General features: G+C 69.2%; 17 protein-coding genes. 1 reads left to right on the top strand and 16 read right to left on the bottom strand.

What is annotated here, in order from left to right; translation table 11 throughout:
• Positions 1–490 precede the first annotated feature (490 nt).
• The 9 genes from QE401_RS20260 to QE401_RS20220 all read right to left on the bottom strand — a co-directional run bounded on the left by QE401_RS20260 (position 491) and on the right by QE401_RS20220 (position 9,275).
• Positions 491–1,042 carry a glycoside hydrolase family 108 protein gene (locus QE401_RS20260; RefSeq protein ID WP_307139902.1) on the bottom strand — a complete coding sequence of 184 codons (552 nt, stop codon included), beginning with the start codon at positions 1,040–1,042 and terminating at the stop codon, positions 491–493.
• Between the two features lie 155 nt (positions 1,043–1,197).
• Positions 1,198–1,569, bottom strand: coding sequence for a hypothetical protein (locus QE401_RS20255; RefSeq protein ID WP_307136721.1), 372 nt, complete (start codon positions 1,567–1,569; stop codon positions 1,198–1,200).
• Positions 1,570–1,618: 49 nt separating this feature from the next.
• Positions 1,619–2,128, bottom strand: coding sequence for a hypothetical protein (locus QE401_RS20250; RefSeq protein WP_307139901.1), 510 nt, complete (start codon positions 2,126–2,128; stop codon positions 1,619–1,621).
• A 7-nt stretch (positions 2,129–2,135) separates the two neighbouring features.
• Complete coding sequence (locus QE401_RS20245) at positions 2,136–3,236, bottom strand: hypothetical protein (protein WP_307139900.1); 1,101 nt, start codon at positions 3,234–3,236, stop codon at positions 2,136–2,138.
• A gap of 12 nt (positions 3,237–3,248) precedes the next feature.
• Entirely contained in the window at positions 3,249–5,540 is a 2,292-nt protein-coding gene (locus tag QE401_RS20240; RefSeq protein WP_307139899.1) for an SGNH/GDSL hydrolase family protein, read from the bottom strand.
• On the bottom strand, positions 5,537–5,872 hold the full coding sequence (locus QE401_RS20235; protein WP_307139898.1) for a hypothetical protein: 336 nt from the start codon (positions 5,870–5,872) through the stop codon (positions 5,537–5,539). The genes QE401_RS20240 and QE401_RS20235 overlap by 4 nt, the downstream gene beginning before the upstream one ends.
• A 25-nt stretch (positions 5,873–5,897) precedes the next feature.
• Entirely contained in the window at positions 5,898–8,339 is a 2,442-nt protein-coding gene (locus QE401_RS20230; protein WP_307139897.1) for a phage tail protein, read from the bottom strand.
• A gap of 1 nt (position 8,340) precedes the next feature.
• Positions 8,341–8,772 carry a DUF6950 family protein gene (locus QE401_RS20225; protein ID WP_307139896.1) on the bottom strand — a complete coding sequence of 144 codons (432 nt, stop codon included), beginning with the start codon at positions 8,770–8,772 and terminating at the stop codon, positions 8,341–8,343.
• Positions 8,769–9,275, bottom strand: a complete 507-nt coding sequence (locus tag QE401_RS20220) for a hypothetical protein (RefSeq protein ID WP_307139895.1) — start codon at positions 9,273–9,275, stop codon at positions 8,769–8,771. Before QE401_RS20220 ends, QE401_RS20225 begins: the two co-directional genes overlap by 4 nt.
• Before the next feature lie 136 nt (positions 9,276–9,411).
• Between QE401_RS20220 and QE401_RS20215 the strand changes: the two genes are divergently transcribed.
• The gene (locus tag QE401_RS20215) at positions 9,412–9,750 is read left to right on the top strand and encodes a hypothetical protein (RefSeq protein WP_307139894.1); all 339 of its coding nucleotides are present in this window, start codon (positions 9,412–9,414) and stop codon (positions 9,748–9,750) included.
• Here QE401_RS20215 and QE401_RS20210 read toward each other — a convergent pair.
• The 7 genes from QE401_RS20210 to QE401_RS20180 all read right to left on the bottom strand — a co-directional run bounded on the left by QE401_RS20210 (position 9,747) and on the right by QE401_RS20180 (position 17,549).
• Positions 9,747–10,364 carry a hypothetical protein gene (locus QE401_RS20210; RefSeq protein ID WP_307139893.1) on the bottom strand — a complete coding sequence of 206 codons (618 nt, stop codon included), beginning with the start codon at positions 10,362–10,364 and terminating at the stop codon, positions 9,747–9,749. The genes QE401_RS20215 and QE401_RS20210 overlap by 4 nt on opposite strands.
• Positions 10,364–14,191, bottom strand: a complete 3,828-nt coding sequence (locus tag QE401_RS20205) for a phage tail length tape measure family protein (RefSeq protein WP_307139892.1) — start codon at positions 14,189–14,191, stop codon at positions 10,364–10,366. Before QE401_RS20205 ends, QE401_RS20210 begins: the two co-directional genes overlap by 1 nt.
• 8 nt (positions 14,192–14,199) lie before the next feature.
• Complete coding sequence (locus tag QE401_RS20200) at positions 14,200–14,904, bottom strand: hypothetical protein (protein ID WP_307139891.1); 705 nt, start codon at positions 14,902–14,904, stop codon at positions 14,200–14,202.
• Entirely contained in the window at positions 14,901–15,089 is a 189-nt protein-coding gene (locus QE401_RS20195; RefSeq protein ID WP_307139890.1) for a hypothetical protein, read from the bottom strand. Before QE401_RS20195 ends, QE401_RS20200 begins: the two co-directional genes overlap by 4 nt.
• 185 nt (positions 15,090–15,274) lie before the next feature.
• Positions 15,275–15,706, bottom strand: coding sequence for a hypothetical protein (locus tag QE401_RS20190; protein ID WP_307139889.1), 432 nt, complete (start codon positions 15,704–15,706; stop codon positions 15,275–15,277).
• Between the two features lie 106 nt (positions 15,707–15,812).
• A complete protein-coding gene (locus QE401_RS20185) occupies positions 15,813–17,309 on the bottom strand; it encodes a phage tail tube protein (protein ID WP_307139888.1) in 1,497 nt (498 codons plus the stop codon).
• A 12-nt stretch (positions 17,310–17,321) separates the two neighbouring features.
• A complete protein-coding gene (locus tag QE401_RS20180) occupies positions 17,322–17,549 on the bottom strand; it encodes a hypothetical protein (RefSeq protein ID WP_307139887.1) in 228 nt (75 codons plus the stop codon).
• Positions 17,550–17,557: the final 8 nt, after the last annotated feature.

Raw genomic sequence — 17,557 nt, 5'->3', positions numbered from 1 at the left:
GCGCGGGCGGCATGGTGGGAGATTTCCACCACGAGGTGGCGCAGCCGCAGAGCGTCGACGGATTTCGTCGGCGCCGCCCAGCTTCACGCTAACAGGCTGAATTTGTTCCGTTCCGGGATTTCCCGGAACGCGCTCATACTCAGCGATCCGACGCGCGGGCCTGGCGGCATAACCTGGGAATCTCCCAGGAGCGGGCGGCTCGGAGGCGAGACCTGAGGGGCCCAACCGTGGGAAATTCCCACGTTGAGGCGGCGGCGCCGGACGCAGGCCGACACTTTTCCCCAAGGCTGGGGAAAAGCCACCACTCAGCGTGCGCCGACCAGACGCAAAAAAGGCCCGCCTCGGCTTGTGGCCGAGGCGGGCTTTCTTGCTGCGCGCCGGTCTAACCCCGGCCTAGCTGCCGCCATTCTGCGACGCCGGCGTCACCGCCCTACGCAGCGGGAGACGGGAATCTAGCGGTGGCAGGTTGCCCGGACAACCCGAACCGCCTTCAGTGCAGCCCCAGGATGCGCGACCGGATCCAGCCGAATAGAAAGGTCTCCTGCGACTGGTCTGCCTCGGCCAGGCCGAGATAGTGCGCCCCTTGGTAGGTCTTCACACATTCCAGCAGGACCGCCCTGCCCTCCGCGCCGCGCCGGGCGATGAAGGCCGACAGTGCGGCCCGCGTCATGGCGCCACACACGCCGTCAACCGTGAGGTCGGCATAGTCCCGCCCCCTGTTGTTGAGCACGTTCAGGGCGCGCTGCAGCCACTGGCCGGCGCGTCCGGTGCCGCAGTTCACCCCGGCATCTAGCAGCCGCTCAGCGAGGGGCGGGTCGATCTCCTCTATGCGGTCGAAGCCCGGCTGCCGCCAGTAGTACAGGCGGTAAATCTCCACCGCCGTGGCCCGAGGCATGTCGCGCATGGGGCCGCTGTAGCCGGCGGCGCGGGCGCGGGCGATGGTGATGCCCCACATGGTCTCACCGCCGCGGTCGGCTGGATCGTTGGAATAGGCGCCCTCGCGGCCGAGTACGCCCTCGATCAGGGCAGGAAAGCGATCCATTGGGGACACCTCGGGAGGCGCGGCCGGGGCATCCCCAACCGCATGGACAGGGACCGCCGGAGTGGCGGCGACAGGCTGGGCTGCCGGGGCGGTGCTGGCGGCGGGTGAGGCCTCCCGCCCTGGACCCAGAATGGCGAGCAAGCGGGCGAGGAGGGTCATCGGCCCATGTACTCCGGGCCCGGCCCGGGCTGGCTCGGCAGCATCCGCACGTTCGCTGCCTCGGCCAGAGCGCGGGCGCTGCCCACAAGCTGCGTGGCCTGAGAGGTCGCGGCCTTGGCTTCGCTAGCCGCCACGGCAGCCTTGGCCGCGGTCTCTCGTGCCGCGCCGGCCGCCTGGGCCACCGCTTCGGCCGCTTCCGAAGTTTTTTCCGGCATCACTGCCGAGACGAGGCCGAGCAGGATGATGCCGATCTGGATGGCCGCTTCGACCACCGGGTCGCTGGGCGCAACACCCCAGAGCCCGAACAGCACGACCGCGAGCGAACGCAGCGTGCCCGGCTCTCGGAGCCGGTCCACGAGAAAGCGCATATGCGCCTCCTATGTGAGGATTTGCCCGGCTGCCGGCCGGGCGCGGAACTCAGTCCAGCGGCAGCCGCAGGACAGGACGCCAGACCAGGCCGGTGTCGCTGTTGGGCAGCGGCGCCGTGTCGGCGATCGGTGGAGAGTCCGACTGCCCGCGCGGCTGCAGGGCCATGCGGGCAATCAGGTCTCGCAACTGCTGGATGGACTGGCGGGTCGCCTCAAACCGCCGGTCCGTGTCCTCGCGTTGACGGTCGCTGTCGCGCTGCAGGACAGCCGTCTGGGTGCGCAGCTCGACGATCATGCTGCGCATCTCGCCGGCCTGGCCGACAAATTGATGCGTCATCTGCCGCTGTTCAGCGAGCTGGTTGCTGAGCTGCAGGAGGGTCTGAGATTGCCGCTCCTGCAGCTGGATCGCCTGGGTGTTGGCTGAGCTGATGCTCGACCAGGCGGTCCACCCGAAGGCCACCAGCGGCAGCACCACCGTCAGCCCCGTCACCAGCTGGCCCACCGTCATGGCCGGCTTGGCGCCGATAGCGCTGAGGCCTCCGCCTTGGCTGTCAGGCATGGCGGCGTCAGCTGAACACGCCGCGCGCCATAGTGCGCGTGTAATCGGAGTCGAGCACGGTCCCCGGGTCGCGCCGGCTCACGGCCAGATCCTCGACCATCAGCCGGTAGGCGCGCCAGTTGCCATGATTCTGCGGCAGCGACCCGGTCCACCAGTCGCCCGGATCGATGCCGAAGCGCCCCGCGAGCGCGGAGAAATCCGCGGCGTTGTTGGCCCCGACAGCGCCAGAGGCCAGAACCGTGCCATTGGCGGAGCGGAGACGGGCGCCCACCCCAGCAGCGTTGCGCCAGAACGCAATCTGGACCACCGCCCCATAATCGCCGGCCACAGGCTGCAGGTTGAGCCCCGATTGCACGTTGATGGCCGTTTGGCGGCGCAGCGTCAGCAGCCCGCCGGCACCTTGCAGCATGCCGATGCTGACGAGGTCCGGCGCGACGTTATACTTGCCCCAGCTGAGGAAGGGCAGCAGCGTCCCGGAGGTCGGCCACTGCGCGAGCGGCGGCAGACGGACATACATCATCACCATGTAGTACTGCGGGCCCAGCAGGGTGACGGCCGGCGCGGAGGTGTAGCCGGTGCCGCCGGCCGAGAGCGTCAGGCCGGTGACGACGCCATTGGCCACCGTCGCCGTGCCTGCCGCACCGCTGCCCCCGCCGCCCGAGAGCAGGAGCGGAAGCGTCCCGGTGTAGCCGCCCACCGCACCAATGCCGCCCGAGGACAGATTGAGGGCGGTGACGGCGCCGCTCGCGATCGTTGCCGTCGCCGCGAAACCAGAGCCGCCGGCCGACCAGAGCGCCGCAGCCACGCGCGGCGGCACCCGCATATAGTGGCCGGGGCCTGTCGCGAGATCGAAATCGAGCCCGCCGCCGGCATAGGTGGGCGGAGCGCCGGCGCCGATCACCAGAGAGCCATCCGTGCCGCGCTCGGCGATGTCACGGACCGCCGCGCCATCGGCCGGGGGTAGGCCGGAGTAGCACCAGGGATAAGCCATGTCGTTCAGCCAGAGCACGCCATCGCGAGCATCGGCGAGGACGCGATCCCGCCGCAGGACGGGCAGGCTGGTATCGGTCGCGACGCCGGGCAGCGTCTGCAAAAGCATATTGGCCATGCGGGGATCCTCTCAGGGTGCGGAGGTCAGGAGGCGGTGGAGCGCGGCGACGATGGCTCGGCCGCCGGTCAGCGGGTCAGGGTGCGTACCGTCAGGATTGAGCCAGGGGCGCGCGCTGCCGCTGGCGTAATCTGCGGGGCTGAGCCCAAACAGCGGCTGCAAATCGAGCCAGGCGCAGCCGTTGGCGGCGGCCATCTCCAGCGCGGCGTCGCGGTAGCCGCCCATAGGCCACGGCCGCTCGAGCTCGGCGACGTTGGCCTCGGGGGAGACGATCAGGATGTCCGCCGCCGGGCGCGCGGCGCGGATGCGGCTGATCATCGTCTGCATGTAGCCGGCGTACTCAGCGGGCGAGTAAAAACGCTGATCGTTGGTCGCGAACGTCAGCGTCACCAGATGCGGCTCCAGCTGCGCCAGATTGGTGACCCATCCGGCCTCATTGATCGTTGCCCATTGCTGGAGATAGCTGCCGCTGACGCCGAGTTTGTGACCGCGCACGCCTGGCGACGCGTTGCGCAGCTCCAGGCCATAGGTCACGGTCGATCCAGACACCCACTCGTACCGCAGCGTGCCGCCGCCAACCGGAGGCGGCGGCAAGTCCACCCAGGTCGGGCCTGTGGTCGTGGACATGTCGATGACCGTCCAGGCATCCGCACCCCAGCGATACCGGACGGAGGCCGCAACGCCGCCGGTCCCCCGATACGCGAGACGCGCGCGCGTCTGGCCGGCCGGCACGTCGACCTCGATCGCGCAGCCGTCCACCGACATGCGCAGATCCGCGCTGTCGGGGCTTTCGCTGTCGTTGATGTGCTTGGAGAGCGATCCGAAAAAGCGGATCGGCACATCGGTGTCGACGATATTTCCCAGTGCGGAACTGCCAACACTGGAACCGGACCACGAAAACGACACCCAGCCAGCGCCTGCGTTCCCGTAGCGCGTCCGCAGGCGCTGGATGAGCGGCCCAGAATAGCGTGGCGACGCCTGAGTGAAGGAATCACCGATCAGCGCTACGGTGAGCAGAGCGCCCGCGTCCGTGTCGCCGATCTCCAGTTTCATGAGTCGTTGGCGCGTCTCGCGAAGGTAGGCGGCGCCATAGATGTGGCCGGACGGGATCGCGCCGGAGGGCATGATGCCGACGCTGAGCCGAGCCGCCAGGCTGGGCCGCGTGCCGCGCGCTGCCTCGACCTCGGCCGACACCGCGCCGCCCGCATAGCGGCCCGAGACGTTGCCATCCTTGTCCGTGATGCTGATGACCCGCCGCAGGCCCTGCGCATCCAGCTGCACCTGCGCGGAGATGTCGCCCTCCACGGTCGCAAATGTGCTGTCCAGCACGGTGTTGCCGAGCGGGATCTTGCCATCCGCCCCCAGCGCGATCTTGGTCCGCGGGCCAGGGCCATGGGTCACGCTGATGCCCTCGGCATCAAGCCCATATTTGGCCCACTGCACACCCGCTCGGTCGTGATAGCCGAGCATGCGGCCGGCAGCGTCCACCGTGGCGCTGATGTCGCCCTCGACGGTCTGATAGGTGGCGTCGACCACAGCACCGCCGATCGGCAGGCGCCCGTCGGCGTCGCCGAGCCGGAGGCGCGTGACGGTACCCTGCTCGCTGGGCAGGTAGTCCAGGCGCAGGCCCTGGCCGGGCTGAATGCCCAGCTTAGCCAGCAATGTCGCGTCCGGCTTGACTGCCATCAGCAAGCGTCCGATGGCGTCGCGCTGGGCCAGCAGCAGATCAGGCGCGTCCAGCAGCCCGTTGGGCGCCGACATCAGCGTGCTGACGACATCCTGCACCACCGCACGGATCGCGTTCGCCGACAGCCCTTCGAAGTCCAGTGCCAAGCCATTCCACCGCCAGAAGCCGTTGCGGTTGGAGCCGTCGGGATTCGCTGTCAGCGGATAGGGCGGATCAGCATAGACCTCGACCCGGTCGCCAACCTGAGGCGTCGGAAGGTACTCCAGCAGCTGCGCCACGGTCGGGATGCGGATGGCAGGATTGGCCACGGTGTCCACCACCGCCGCCGCGGCAGCCTCAGCGGCTTGGCGCGCCAGGGCAGCATCCAGCGCGCCTTGCTGTGCCTCATGCATGCTCGCCGCCGCCGCGGTGGCATCGCCAGCGACCTGCTGCCGCGCTTGCTCAATCTCGTTCTGCGCGGGCTCGATAGCCACCCGCACAGCATCCGCCGCGGCCTCCGGCAGAATCGCGGCAGCGATTTCAGGGACACGCTCGCTGGCGACCTGCTCCGATACGCTTGCTGCGGTCGCACCGGATATGGACCTGATGGCATTGACCTGCGCGACAGATTCGCTCAAGGCTCGCCTCCCGTCATGACATCGATTGTGGTTTCGGTCTGCGCAGGCCCGCCGGGGACAAAGGCCCAGACGCGGAACGTCCCCTGCATCTCTGGGATGAAGGTCGCCAACCACGTGCCTGGACCGGTCTTCGTCGGCACCAGCGGCACATCCCGGCTCTCGAAATCCGAGAGGTCGGGCCGCGTGTAAGCCATCCCGACAGCGATCACGTCGATTGGCTGTCCTACGCTGTCGCGCAGATCGAGCCAGAGCGTGACGCTGTTGCCGAATTGGACACGCCCAGGCGCGCTGCGGATGCGCAGCGTCGCCCCAGGCGGGAACGATCCCGACATGCAGGTACTCCAGATTGTCTAGGGGTTACCGCTTGGCGGTTTGGATCTGTGCGAAGACCTTGTGCACGACGGCGCCGCCGATCGTGCTGACCGCGATGTTCAGTGTGTGCGTCCCGGGCGGAACCGCAGGCGCGCCCCAAGGCAGCACGATCGACCCGCTTGCCGGCATCACGCCCTCCGCCACGATCGTACCGTCCAGCCGCAAGGTGACCTGCACCTTGGGGTACGTGATCTGCGGGTTCTCGCCGCCGTCACTGGTGGGGTCGCCTGATGCGGAGACCCTGATGGTGACCACGGTCAGCAGCGGGAAGGTGCCATCACCGAAGGTGATATCCCGCACGCCGGGGCCGTCCCATTCGGCAAAGTCCAGCCCACTCACCGCGCCCGGCTGAATATCGGCCGTCTGGGTCGCTCGGGCTGTTCCCGTGCCTGCATAGACAACCGGCGAGGCATTCCCACTGCGATCCAACGCTCTCAACCAGAACCAGCGGGTCGAGCCTGCGGCGACGTTCCGGACGAAGAAGTCAGAGGTACTCTCGCCCTGCTTGTAGGCGTCACCGAAGCTGTCGTTGGTGGACTCGTAGACCTCAACCTTCGCCAGGTCGCTGTCCGGGGGGTTGATCCAGCGGATGACGAACTGCTGGATGGCTGCCGTGACGGACGCACCACCAGGCGGCCCTGGCGGCGTTGTGTCACGCTCGCCTGCTCCCGTGGCGATGCCGGTCCATGGACCGCGGACGATGCCGCCGATCGCCCTCACCCGCACATCCAGGGCCTGCCCCACCACCACCGGCATGATGGAATAGCGCGCGGTCGGCGCTGGCACCTCGGCGCTGCTCCACGGGCCATTCGGCGCCACCCGCCACTGCACCTCGTGCGAGGTGACGAAGGCATGCTGCGCGGGCGTCCAGGTCACCAGCAGCGCCGGCACCGCCGCACCGTCGGCATTCATCCCCGTGGTGGGCTGCAGCTGCAGATTGGTCGGCGCCGGGATGTTCAGCGGGTTGATCAGGTCGGTGTCGGGCGATGGCGGGATGCTGGCCGCATCGTCATAGAGCCAGCCATAGCTGCCGGCGCCGTCCTCCTGCAGGACAAGGCTGACGCCACCCGTCACCGGATCGAAGGTCCAGTCCTTCACGCGGAACGGCTTGTTGTTCCACCCCAGGTCCGGCATCTGCACCGCGACGTTCTGCATGACGCTGAAGCGCAGGCCGCGGTACTTCACCGGCACGCTGATGGTCAGGCTTTCACGCTCGGTCAGCACCAGCTGCTTCGCCAGGCGCTGGCAGCGGGTGCCGTCGATCGTGAAGGGGAATTCGACCTCCTTCCAGATCTTCTCCCCGTCCTGGCCGATGTAGAAGCTCGCCTCGAATGCAGGGAACTCGCTGGACTGCCAGGACTGGCCGGGATCGATGAAGGTGCCCTTCACGGAATTGAACAGGGCGCTGCGGCTGGGCTTGGTGACGATCTCCATATCGCCCGCCACATCGGACACGGTCAGCACGTCGGTCGGCGCCACATAGGCTCCGGCGTGCAGCTGGTAGCGCCCCTGGACATAGACCAGCGCACCGCCGCCGGCCGTCATCATCTTCTCGATGATGTCCATCGGCGTCTCATCGAGCTTGATGGCGCCGTCCATCGTGTAGCGGGACTGCCACTCGGTGGCCTCCGCATTCAGCTGCACCAGCTCGTCACTGACATTGGCCGCGATCGCGAAAGAGCCCTCGTCGACCTCGTCCGGCTTGCAGGCCAGGCCGAAATCGGCCTTGAGGTAGTCGAGCACGCAAAGCGCCCAGTTGGTGCTGTAGGCCGTGGCGCCTGTCCGGGGGTCATAGACCTTACGACCGAAGACCTCGGCCGAGATGCCGGTCAGGCCTGATGGGTAGGCGTCCTGGCTGTATTCGAGGCGGAGGTAGAGGTAGGCGACCCCCCGAAGCACATGGCTGGACGACCATCCATCAGTGCTCTCGGCCACCAAGTTGGGATCCGCCGATGTCTGGTCGCCCCTGTATTTCCGGACGCGGCACTTCCCGTTCAGCTGGTGCCCATTGGCCACCACGTTGCCGTCGCCGTCCAGATCCCCATCGTTCACGGCGACATCGTTGATCCAGACCGTGCCGATCCGGTCGACCTCATGACCCGCCAGCGGGATCACCAGGTGCAGGTAGCGCAGATCCGGCCCGGAGCTGGAGGCGTAGATCATGGGCCCGGAGACCCGCGCCCGACCGTAGACGATTTGCCGCGGCTCGACGCTGGAGCGGATGATCTGCTTGCGGTCCTGGCTGTTGTTGGTCCGCTTTTCGCCATTCACCGCGAACACGGCGGAGAGGCCGTAGGACACTGCGGTGCCGACTACCGTTGCGATGGCCATGAAGCTGAACGTGCCGGCCGCGGCGGCCCCCAGGATGCCAGCCGCAGCACCCCAGCCCGCAGCCGCAGCGCCGACCGCAATGATAGCTGCTGGCATCTCAAATTCCCCAGCAGCGGCGCGCTGCTTGCAGAGACACGAAGCGGAGGCCATCCGGCCCGGGCACCGCGACCTCGGCCCCGATGACGACGCCGCTCATCAGGTCGTTGCCGACCATGACCAAGGCCCAATCCCCCCGCTGCGCGAAGGCGGGCCGGATCTCCCGGGCGCCCCAGGCGGCCAGCTCGGCCGCCACCTTCTCCTCCAGCCCGCCTTGCCCAACCATGGCGGCCGCGCCTTCCTCGTCGCTGTAGCGGCCCCGGAACTGCGCCATGGGATCGGAGCCGGTCAGGGCTACCGCTGCGTCGGCCGCGAAGGTGCAGCAGTCGTGCAGCCCCCAGGTGAAGGGCATCTCGCGCCGCGCCTCGATCAGCTCCGCCAGGCGCTCCGGCCAGTCCTGCACCCTCGGCCGGGTCGGCATGGGGCGGGTCATGCGCGGAAGCTCTTCGCCGGCCAGATCAGCTCTTTCTCGGTAGTCTTCGAGACGAACTCGAAACCCAGATCGGCGGGGTGCTCCCGGCGCTGATCCTCGCTGGTGTAGCGGCGCAGGCGCGGCCGCTCCCAGTCACGCAGCCGGCTTTCCAGCTTCACCTCGACCTTACCCGTAGAACCCAGGGCCAAGTTCATCTGGTCCATACGGCCCCGGAAGATCGTGATGGGGTCCGCAATCACCTTCCAGGCGGCATCGAAAAGCACCTCCCAGACAATCGCCTCCCGTCCCTGATAGGCCTCCGCGAGGCTGGCAATGGCCGCGTCACGCGGAATCGCGGAGAGCTGCAAGGTCATGCCGTAGGCCTGCAGCTCAACCCCCTCCTCCGCCATGGAGATGGAGCCGAGCGCCCCGACGCCGAGGTACTCATGCCCGCCGATGAAGATGGTGGCGGGGCTGCCATTCACCCGAACCGGCGCGCTGGGGAAATCCAGGTAGGCCGCCACACATCGGGACACGACCTCGCCCTGCGACGCTGCGCGGGCTGCCGCGGTCATTCCTCGGGCCATTGAGCCACTCCAGGGTAAAGGCTAGCGTTGGCGCCCTGACAGGGAGGGTGCCGTGCGAAGAGCTGCGCTGTTGATGTGCCTTGCGATGGCCGCATGCGGGCCCACCGGCGGCATGTCGTCGGGCATGGAGCTGGGCAGCGGGCGGGTCCGCGTGATGCCTGACCCGTCCGACCCCAAGCTTTTGATTGTAAATATGTTTGCCGGCTTCGATATCGGCTACGACCTCAACGACCGAGACCAGCGGCACGCCTTCGTCCGGTCCATTCTGGCCGAACAGTGCGGCCAGCCTGCGGTCATTGCAGAGCGTGCCACGATCACGGGCCTGCCCCAGGGCTTGGTCCAGCGGAAGACGACCACCTACACCCTGTCAGTCCGCTGCCCGAACGGGGCCAGCACGCCAATCCCGCTCTAAACCAGCGCCTCGACCAGCTGCAGGCTGGTCGAGGCGCGCACCGGCTTCCGGAATCTGATCTCGCCATCATCGTCCGAGGCGAGCATGAAAACCCCGACCGGGTTGACCACCTCGACGGCCGCGCCGTCCGCGCCTGGCCGGCGCAGCGGCGGCGCCAAGCGGGTCGCAGCTTGCCCGGTGCCGTTGCTGCTGCTGTTGGCGACCACCTGGTGCAGCATCGGCCTGCCTTGCGCGTCGGGGTAGGACAGCCAGTCCCCGGTGTTGAAGACCCGTGTGAAGTTCGGCCAGCCGCGGGTGACCAGCAGGTCGCCTGCCTGGCCGGCACCATCGACCACGGGCGCGCCGACGCCCGGCGCGGTGCGGGGCGCATGCCATGGACCATAGGTGAAACGGCCGGCCTGGCCGCCGAGCTGGGCGATGAAGGCGCCCAGGATCCGCCAGTGCTCGGGCTTGAGGTCCTCCCAGGTGAGGGTCACCACCCACCGCATGCCCGGCATTTGCAGCGTCTGGGTGGTGCCATCGAGCGGGCTGGTATGGCTTTGGGTGTTGGCCCGCGGCAGCCAGGAGAGGCCCGCCGGGCGCGCGATCCCGGTGGGGAACTGGAGGATCGCCACTATCGCCGCCCCATGGCCTTGGCCATCGCACCCCCTCGCCCAACCTGGGCAATCAACTGGTTCTGCTGTTCCCGCGCCACCCGCCGCGCGACGGCTTCCATGCGGATTGCCGCTCCAGCATCGGCGCCCCGGGCGTCGATCCGGAATGTCTGGGAGATCGACAACCCCCCACCGGTGCCGCCCTGGACGGTGACCGGGATGGAGCGTCCATCGTTCAGCGGCACATAGGCCTCCGGCTTCCTGGCCTCCCCGAAGAGGGCGATCTGCGGCGAGTAGGCCACGCCGCCCTCGGCGTAGCGCTGCAGTGGCGCGGCGCCGGCAGACGTCATGATGCCCCCCAGGGCCATCTCATTGGGGCTGGCCCCATAGGTGCCGGCGGCGGGGTTCACCCCCGTGATCGTGGTCGGCCCGAAGAGGCTGGTCAGCCAGTTGCCTGCCTGGCCGAGCACCCCGGAGGCCGCCTTCTCCAGCGGGTTCATCAGCAGGGCGCGGTAGGCCAGGCGCGCCAGATCCTGCTCCATGGCCTTCAGCAGATCGCTCGCCTTGCCGCCCGTGACCAGGAAGTCTTCCACCTGCGATGTGGCCTTGCCGAAGGCGCTCTCGAAGGCGTCCCCCACGCGACCGGCATCGTACTCCATGCCGGCAATCGTCCTGGCGTTCAGGATCTCCAGCTCGGAGCGGCCGCTGTCGGGATCGCCGCCACGGTTCTGGATCGCCAGGCGCTGCCGGAGCGCCGCCTGCTCCAGCGCACGCTCGCGGCTGCTGAGCCCCCGCAGGCCTCGCTCGGCGGTCAGGTACTCGATCTGGTTGTTCTGGCCTTGCAGGCTCTGCGCCGACACGCGGCGCTGCTGCGCGGCGGTGAGGTCGTCATAGCCCCTGGCCAGGGCCTTCACGATGTCGCTTTCCGCCGTGGCCGTCGCGTAGCCGCTGCGCCGGGCCAGATCCAGGGCGCGGTTCAGGTTTTCCGCGCGGCTGACCGCGGCGGCGCCTTCCATCGTGGCATTCGCCAGGGCCTGTTCGGCCTCGACCTGCTGCCGGGTGTCGGCGATGGCCTGGCTGACCGGCCCGCGCAGGCCGCGCAGCACCTCGCCCATGTAGCGTTGGCGCTCGGCCGGGTCCGGCGTCTGGCCCGCGGCGCGGATGGCCTGGTCATACTCGGCCATGGCATCAGCCATCGCGCGCAGCGTCGGGTTGGTCTCCTGCGCGGACGCATTCTGCTGCTGCAGGCGCTGCAGCATGGCCTCGTGCGGGGTCTTCGCCGCCTCCAGCTCGGCGCGCCAGCGCTGCACCGCCGCCGTCAGCGTCTCCTGTTCCTCGGCCGTCGCGCCCAGCAGGCGGGCGTCCTGGGCCTGCCCGATGGTCGTGATCAGCCCGGCGCGGCGGTTGGCCAGTGTGCCACTCTGCCCGGGCAGAGGCTCCGCACCACGCGCCTGGCGCAGCAGACGCTCCAACGCCGCCGGCGCCAGGACAGCGTCCTGGATCGAGCGGCCGGCATCGGCGCCGGACATATCGAGGCCGGTCGGGAAGGCGATGCCCGGCCGCGGCGCAGTGGGCCCGAGGCCGGTGCCCGAATAGCCAGCCGCTGCCCTGCGGACGTATCCCACGGTCTCCCGAGGCAGCTCCGCGCGGCCGGCAAGCACCTCGTTCACGCGGCCGGGGCCGGCGTTGTAGGCGGCCAGGGCGAGTTTCACGTCGCCGTTGAAGGCGTTGAGCATCTCCCGCAGGTAGTAGGCGCCGGCGGTGGCATTGGCCTGAGGGTCGTTGATCCCGCCGCTGATGTTGTAGCGGCGCGCCATCTCCGCAAAGGTGCCCGGCATGACCTGCAGAGGGCCCTCGGCGCCCTTAGGGCTGGTCGGCCAGGTCCCGTCCGCATTCTGCCGGCTGCGCTCGCCAAGCGTCATCACGCGGGCCAGCAGCGCAGCATCAACCCCCGCCTGCCCGGCGGCTTGGGCAATGACCGGCTGCATGTTGGCCGGCACCGCCGCGGGATCGGTGCGCTGCGCCGGGTGGCCGAAGAGCATGCGGCTCAGCCCGGTCGAGTTGCCCAGGGACGGGTCGAAGATCCCACCGTTCTCCACCCGTCCGTTACTGCGCTCCAGCCAGTCGAGGAAATCGGCACCGGCGCCGGCCAGGCCTTCCGCCACCACGCCCCACATGTCGCGGAAGCGCTTGCTCAGCCGATCCAGGCCGGATTCCAGCGGGGACATGCCGGTGCGCGCCGCGCCGGAGGTCGCCGCGGCGATCCGGCCGAGCACCAGCGTGAAGGCGTCGCCGCGCTGACCGCCCTCGGCCAGGCGCAGAGCCGTCAGGCGCAAGGATTCGGTCATCCCCGGGAAGCCCTGCTTGGCCAGGCTGTCGACCAGGCCGACCGGGTCCCGCATGCCCTCGGTGAAGCGCCCCACCGCCGCATCCACATCGGTGCCCATCACGCGGGCGAAGTCGGCCGCCTGGCGGGTGATGTCGGCGAAATCGAAGCCGCTGTTGCGCGGCGCGGCGCCGGCGAAGCTGACCATGGCGTTGCGCGCGCTGGCGGTGCTCAGGCCCGGCACCGTGGCGGCGGCGCGGCGGGCTTGGGCCTCCATCACCCGGCCCATGGCAACGTAATCGGTCGTCGTCGCCCGCATGCGGGTCTGCACTCGGACCAGAGAGCCTTCCTGGGCATTGTAGGCGAGCGCCGTGGCTGCGGCCGCGGCGGTGAGGGCAATCGTCGCGGCACGCACCGGGGTGATGGCGGCGGACAGCAGCTCGAGGCCGCGCCGCACACCGCCGACGGCGCCGGTCGCCTGCGGGCCCTGCTGGGCCATGATCAGGAACGGGTTTTGGCCGCCAGCCAGCTGAACGAAAACGTCCTGGATCTGGTAGCTAAGGTTCGTGGCCTCATGCGCCTGGAGCCGCAGGCTCCGCACCGTGGCCTCCGCCTGCTGCGTCTGGCGCTGTACCGGCGCCGTGGCCGCCGCGAAGGAAGCTGTGGCGCGCTCGCGAGCCGCCGCCGCCTCGCGCGTCGAGATGGCGCCCACCCTCTCGGCATGGGCGATTTCTTCCAGCGTGGCCTCGTACTGCTTGCTGACCGCGAAAAGCGGATTGTACTTGGCGCGCAGCCGATCCAGCTCGTTGCCGTAGGCGGCGACATCAGCAGCGCGGGATGCGTGATCGGACCCGGATCCGCCCACCTGCAGCACGCGATTGAACTCGGCCTGTGCCGCTGCGGCGTTCTGCTGTTCCCGCGTGGCCTGGGCCGCAGCGTTCGCGAAGCCATGCATCTGCGCGGTAGCATCGGCACGGGCTTGGGCGGCCGTGCGCGTGCTCAGGATACCTGCCTGTTCCGCACGCGCAATATCCTGCAGGGCGCTTTCGTAACGCTGCGCAGCGACGTAGAGCGGATCGTACCGGGTCCGGAGGCGCTCCATCTCGGCCGCCTGCGCGGCCATGCCGGCGGCTGAGCTGGCTGCCGCGGTGGCAATGCTCCGGTTGTACTTCTCCTGGTCGGCCGCCTGGCGCGCCAGAATGCCGGCCTGGATCTCGGCGTGGCGCTCGAGGCTGATCCTGCCGGCCTGCAGCAGCGCATCGTTGTCGCGCATGGCGCCGGCGGTCGCGCGGTTGGCCGCAGCGAGGCGCGCCGTCGCCCGCTCGGCCTCCAGGAACTTCCGCGCCAGCTGCTCCGCCGTGGCGCCCACACGGGTAACCCGCTCGCTGGTCTTCGCCAGCGCACCATCCACGTCAGCGCCAGCCTTCGCCAGCCGCTCCATATCGGCCGCCGCGGCTTTCGCGCCGGCCGACATGCCATTCTCGAAGCGGGCCGACACGCCGAGCTGATCGAGCTGCGCCATGGGTGCCCCTACAGGATCGAGATGATGAGAGCCGGGCTCTCGACGAAATCGCCCACGCCCCGCTTGATGCGGTGCGGGGCATCCTTGCGGTACTGCGGCTGCTGCAGCCGGTACTGGCCCGGGAAGCGCATGGTGTAGACCCGGCGGGCGCGGACGCTGTTGCCGAACTGGCCATTCACGGCCCGTGCGGCATCCTCAAACATGCCCGCCGGCACCTCGAAGCGCAGGCGCCGCAGCCCCACCAGCTGCACGTCCACCTTGCGGCTGTAAGGCTGGGTGTTGCCGATCACCACCTCGAAGGCATCCGCGCTCATGGTCTGCGGGTTGAAGGTGGCGGCCGGGATGAAGCGGCCGCCGGTGACCTCCCGCTGCGCCCGACCGCCCTGGCCGCGCGAGATGCCCAGGTAGAAGCTGCTGCGGAAGCGGCCGCTCTTTACCGGCGAGCGCTGCATCAGGTAGCCCAGCGCGAAGACCGTGGCGTCGGCCAGGTAGGTGAACTCGTAGACGATCCGGCCATCCGGCCGGACCTGGTCCTCGCTGGCGCCCAGCACGCCGTCGACATAGCGCTTGTACGCCCGCGACCCCTGCCCGCTGGCAATGGTCTCATCCAGCCGGCGGCGGGCGTAGGCGGCCAGGCGCTTCGAGAGCGCCCGATCTGACAGGTTACGATCGAGCCAAAGGCTGATGTCGCGCTCGAAGCGGGTGCCGCTCATGGTGTCGACCTTTCCGCCTCGCGCTGCCGGCGGGCTTCCGCCTGCTCCGCCTGCCAATGCTCGATGAAGACCGTGTCCATGGCCATCAGGCACCGGTCCAGGAAGTCCATCCGGTCGGGCCCGTACTCATGGTGCTGGCACCAGTCCCGCACCACGGTCCAGGGGATGCGACCCGGAGCCGCCACATCCATTCCCTGCGGCCGCCAGTGGCGGTCAGGGTTCAGCCGCTCCCAGCAGGCCATGACCCAGGCGAGCCAGGGCAGGAGCTTCGGGCCACTGGCGACCTTGGCGTGCGCCGTGCTGGCCAGCTCCCCGAAGCCCTCCTCCTCCGCGGCATCAGCGAGCCAGGAAGCGGTCTCCTCCGTCTGGTCTAGCCGCCAGCGGAGGACGTCCCGGAGTTTCCCTCCGCGACCTTCTGGTCAATGTCGAGCTTGCGGCCGACTTGGCCGGAGGCGATGAAGACCGCGGTCACCAGCGGCAGCCGATCGGGCTCGATCATGAGGTCACGGTACTGCTCGACCGTCACCGGGCCGTGCGCCCCGTGGAGGTTCTCGACATCGATCAGCAGATGCTGGCCGGCGGCGCGGGCGGAGACCTCGTCGAGGACTTCCTCCGGGATCAGCTCCTCCTTGCCGCCATAGGGCTCGGCCGCCTCCTTCATCAGCTTGGCGCGGCCGTCGAGATAGGCGCGGCCCTGGGCGCGCACCAGCAGCCGCAGGCCGTCGAAGCCCTCCGGCAGATCGATCCACTCGCCCTCGCGCATGGCGCGCGCGTTGACGCGCAGGCTGTCCAGCTTGGCCATCATCTTCTCCTGTCGGGTTGTCGGGCTGTCGGGGGCAAGGCGGTGGACGCCCGACGCATCCACCGCCTCTCGCCGCGCGGCGTCTCCGGCTGCGCGGCCGGAGCTGTCAGGCCTCGACGTATTCGAGGCGATCCATCTGCAGATGGCAGTTGGTCAGGCTGTCGCGGCTCGCCATTCCGGTGAGCGACAGCAGGCTGTCCTGGTTCCGCCCCGGGCTGGTCGGGAAGCCCCGGAGCGTCAGGCGTGGCATAGTCCAGACCATGGCCTTGTTCGCCTTCATGGCGCGGGCGGAAATGGCCGTGGGGGTGCCGGCCATCGCCTTGGCGTAGAGCGCGCCATCGCCGAAATAGGTCTCCAGCGTCGCGCCGACCGTGGCCGAGCCCTCACCCACATCCGGCGAGCCCAGCGTGCCGACCTCATCCACCGTACGGGTGTTGTTGTTCAGCGTGATGCCGAGGCTGCGCACGAAATTGGGCCGGGTCAGCACCGCGCCGGATTCGAAGATCCGCCCGCAATTCGCCGAGGCGGTCATGATCGGGTGCGTTTCGACCGCAGGCGCCGGGTCGGGGGTGTCGTCGAGGCTGACCAGGCTGGACCGGCCGCCATCCATGCCCTGGAAGGTCAGCTGTCCGGTCAGCTTCTGGCGCGCGGCGATCGTCAGCTGCAGCTGCCCAACCACCATGCCCGGGTTGACGATGTAGCTGGGCGGGTTCTGCCCCATGAATCCGCGCTCGATCACCGTCGCGAACTGCGTGGTTCCGTTGCGGATGTAGTCGCCGAACCAGACCCGGATCGTCTTGCCCGTGCCGCTGCTGGGCGCCCAGCCAGGCGGCAGGTTGTCCAGGGTCAGGGCGTTCGCCGAGATGGCGATGATCCGCGCCCAGCCGTTCAGCGGTTCGGGGGTGAAGCGGAAGGCCGAGCCGGTGCCGCCGATCTTGATCCACTGCCCGACCGCCAGGCCGAGGGTGGTGAAGTCGAGCGTGGTGCTGCCCAGACCGGTGCTGGTCGCGGTGATGTCGCCCGCTGCGCCCTCGAAGCCCACGACCTTCATCCGGGCCTCGGCGTCGGGGGTGTTGTCCAGCGACATGCCGGCATCGGGCCCGTAGACCACGGAGGTGGCCGTGGAACTCAGCACCTTCCGCATGCCGTTGTTCGCCGGCGTCGTGTCGAAGCCGGAGAACAGCACCAGGTGCCCAGCCTTGTATGCGGTGCCGGCGAAACCACCGGCGGCGCTCTCGTCGATCACCGTCACCGTGCCGGTGGAGGAGGCGACGGAGGTGATGACGGCATCCTCGACGCCGTCGTTGTAGTGCTGCGGCGTCAGCGACCACGCGTTGTAGAAGGCGGACTGCAGCCACTCGCTCATCAGCGAGCGATCGGGCGGATAATGCACCTCGAAGTTGAGCGTCCCGTCATTCGCCAGGTCGGAGAGCGCGGGATCGGCCTCCATCCGGTCGTCCCGGATTTCATCGGAGACCTCATACTGCGGCTCAAGCCGCAGGTTCTCGCCGGTGATCCGGGCGCGCCGCATGCGCGGGCTGGCCGGCGCGGACCCATCGGCATTGGCGCGGACGCCGGTCAGGCGCAGGCGGCTGGTGTCCATGGCTGGGCTACCTCAGGTGCTGGGGGTGGCGGCCGGCTCGGCGGCGACCGCGGCGGCCGTGGCGGCGCGCTTCTCGGCGGGCTTCGAGGGCTCGGCGAGGTAGCCGGCCTTCAGCAGCTGCGCGGCGGCGGCCTCGCTGCCGACTTCCTCGACGGTGATGGCGTTCGGCTCCTTCGCGGTGCCGGGCTCGAAACGCCGAAAGCGCCCGCGGAAGGGGCGCACGATGATCAGGCTGTCCATGTGCAGGG

Source organism: Pseudoroseomonas cervicalis (assembly GCF_030818485.1).
GTDB lineage: Bacteria > Pseudomonadota > Alphaproteobacteria > Acetobacterales > Acetobacteraceae > Pseudoroseomonas > Pseudoroseomonas cervicalis_A.
This window is presented reverse-complemented; position numbering and strand designations above follow the sequence as displayed.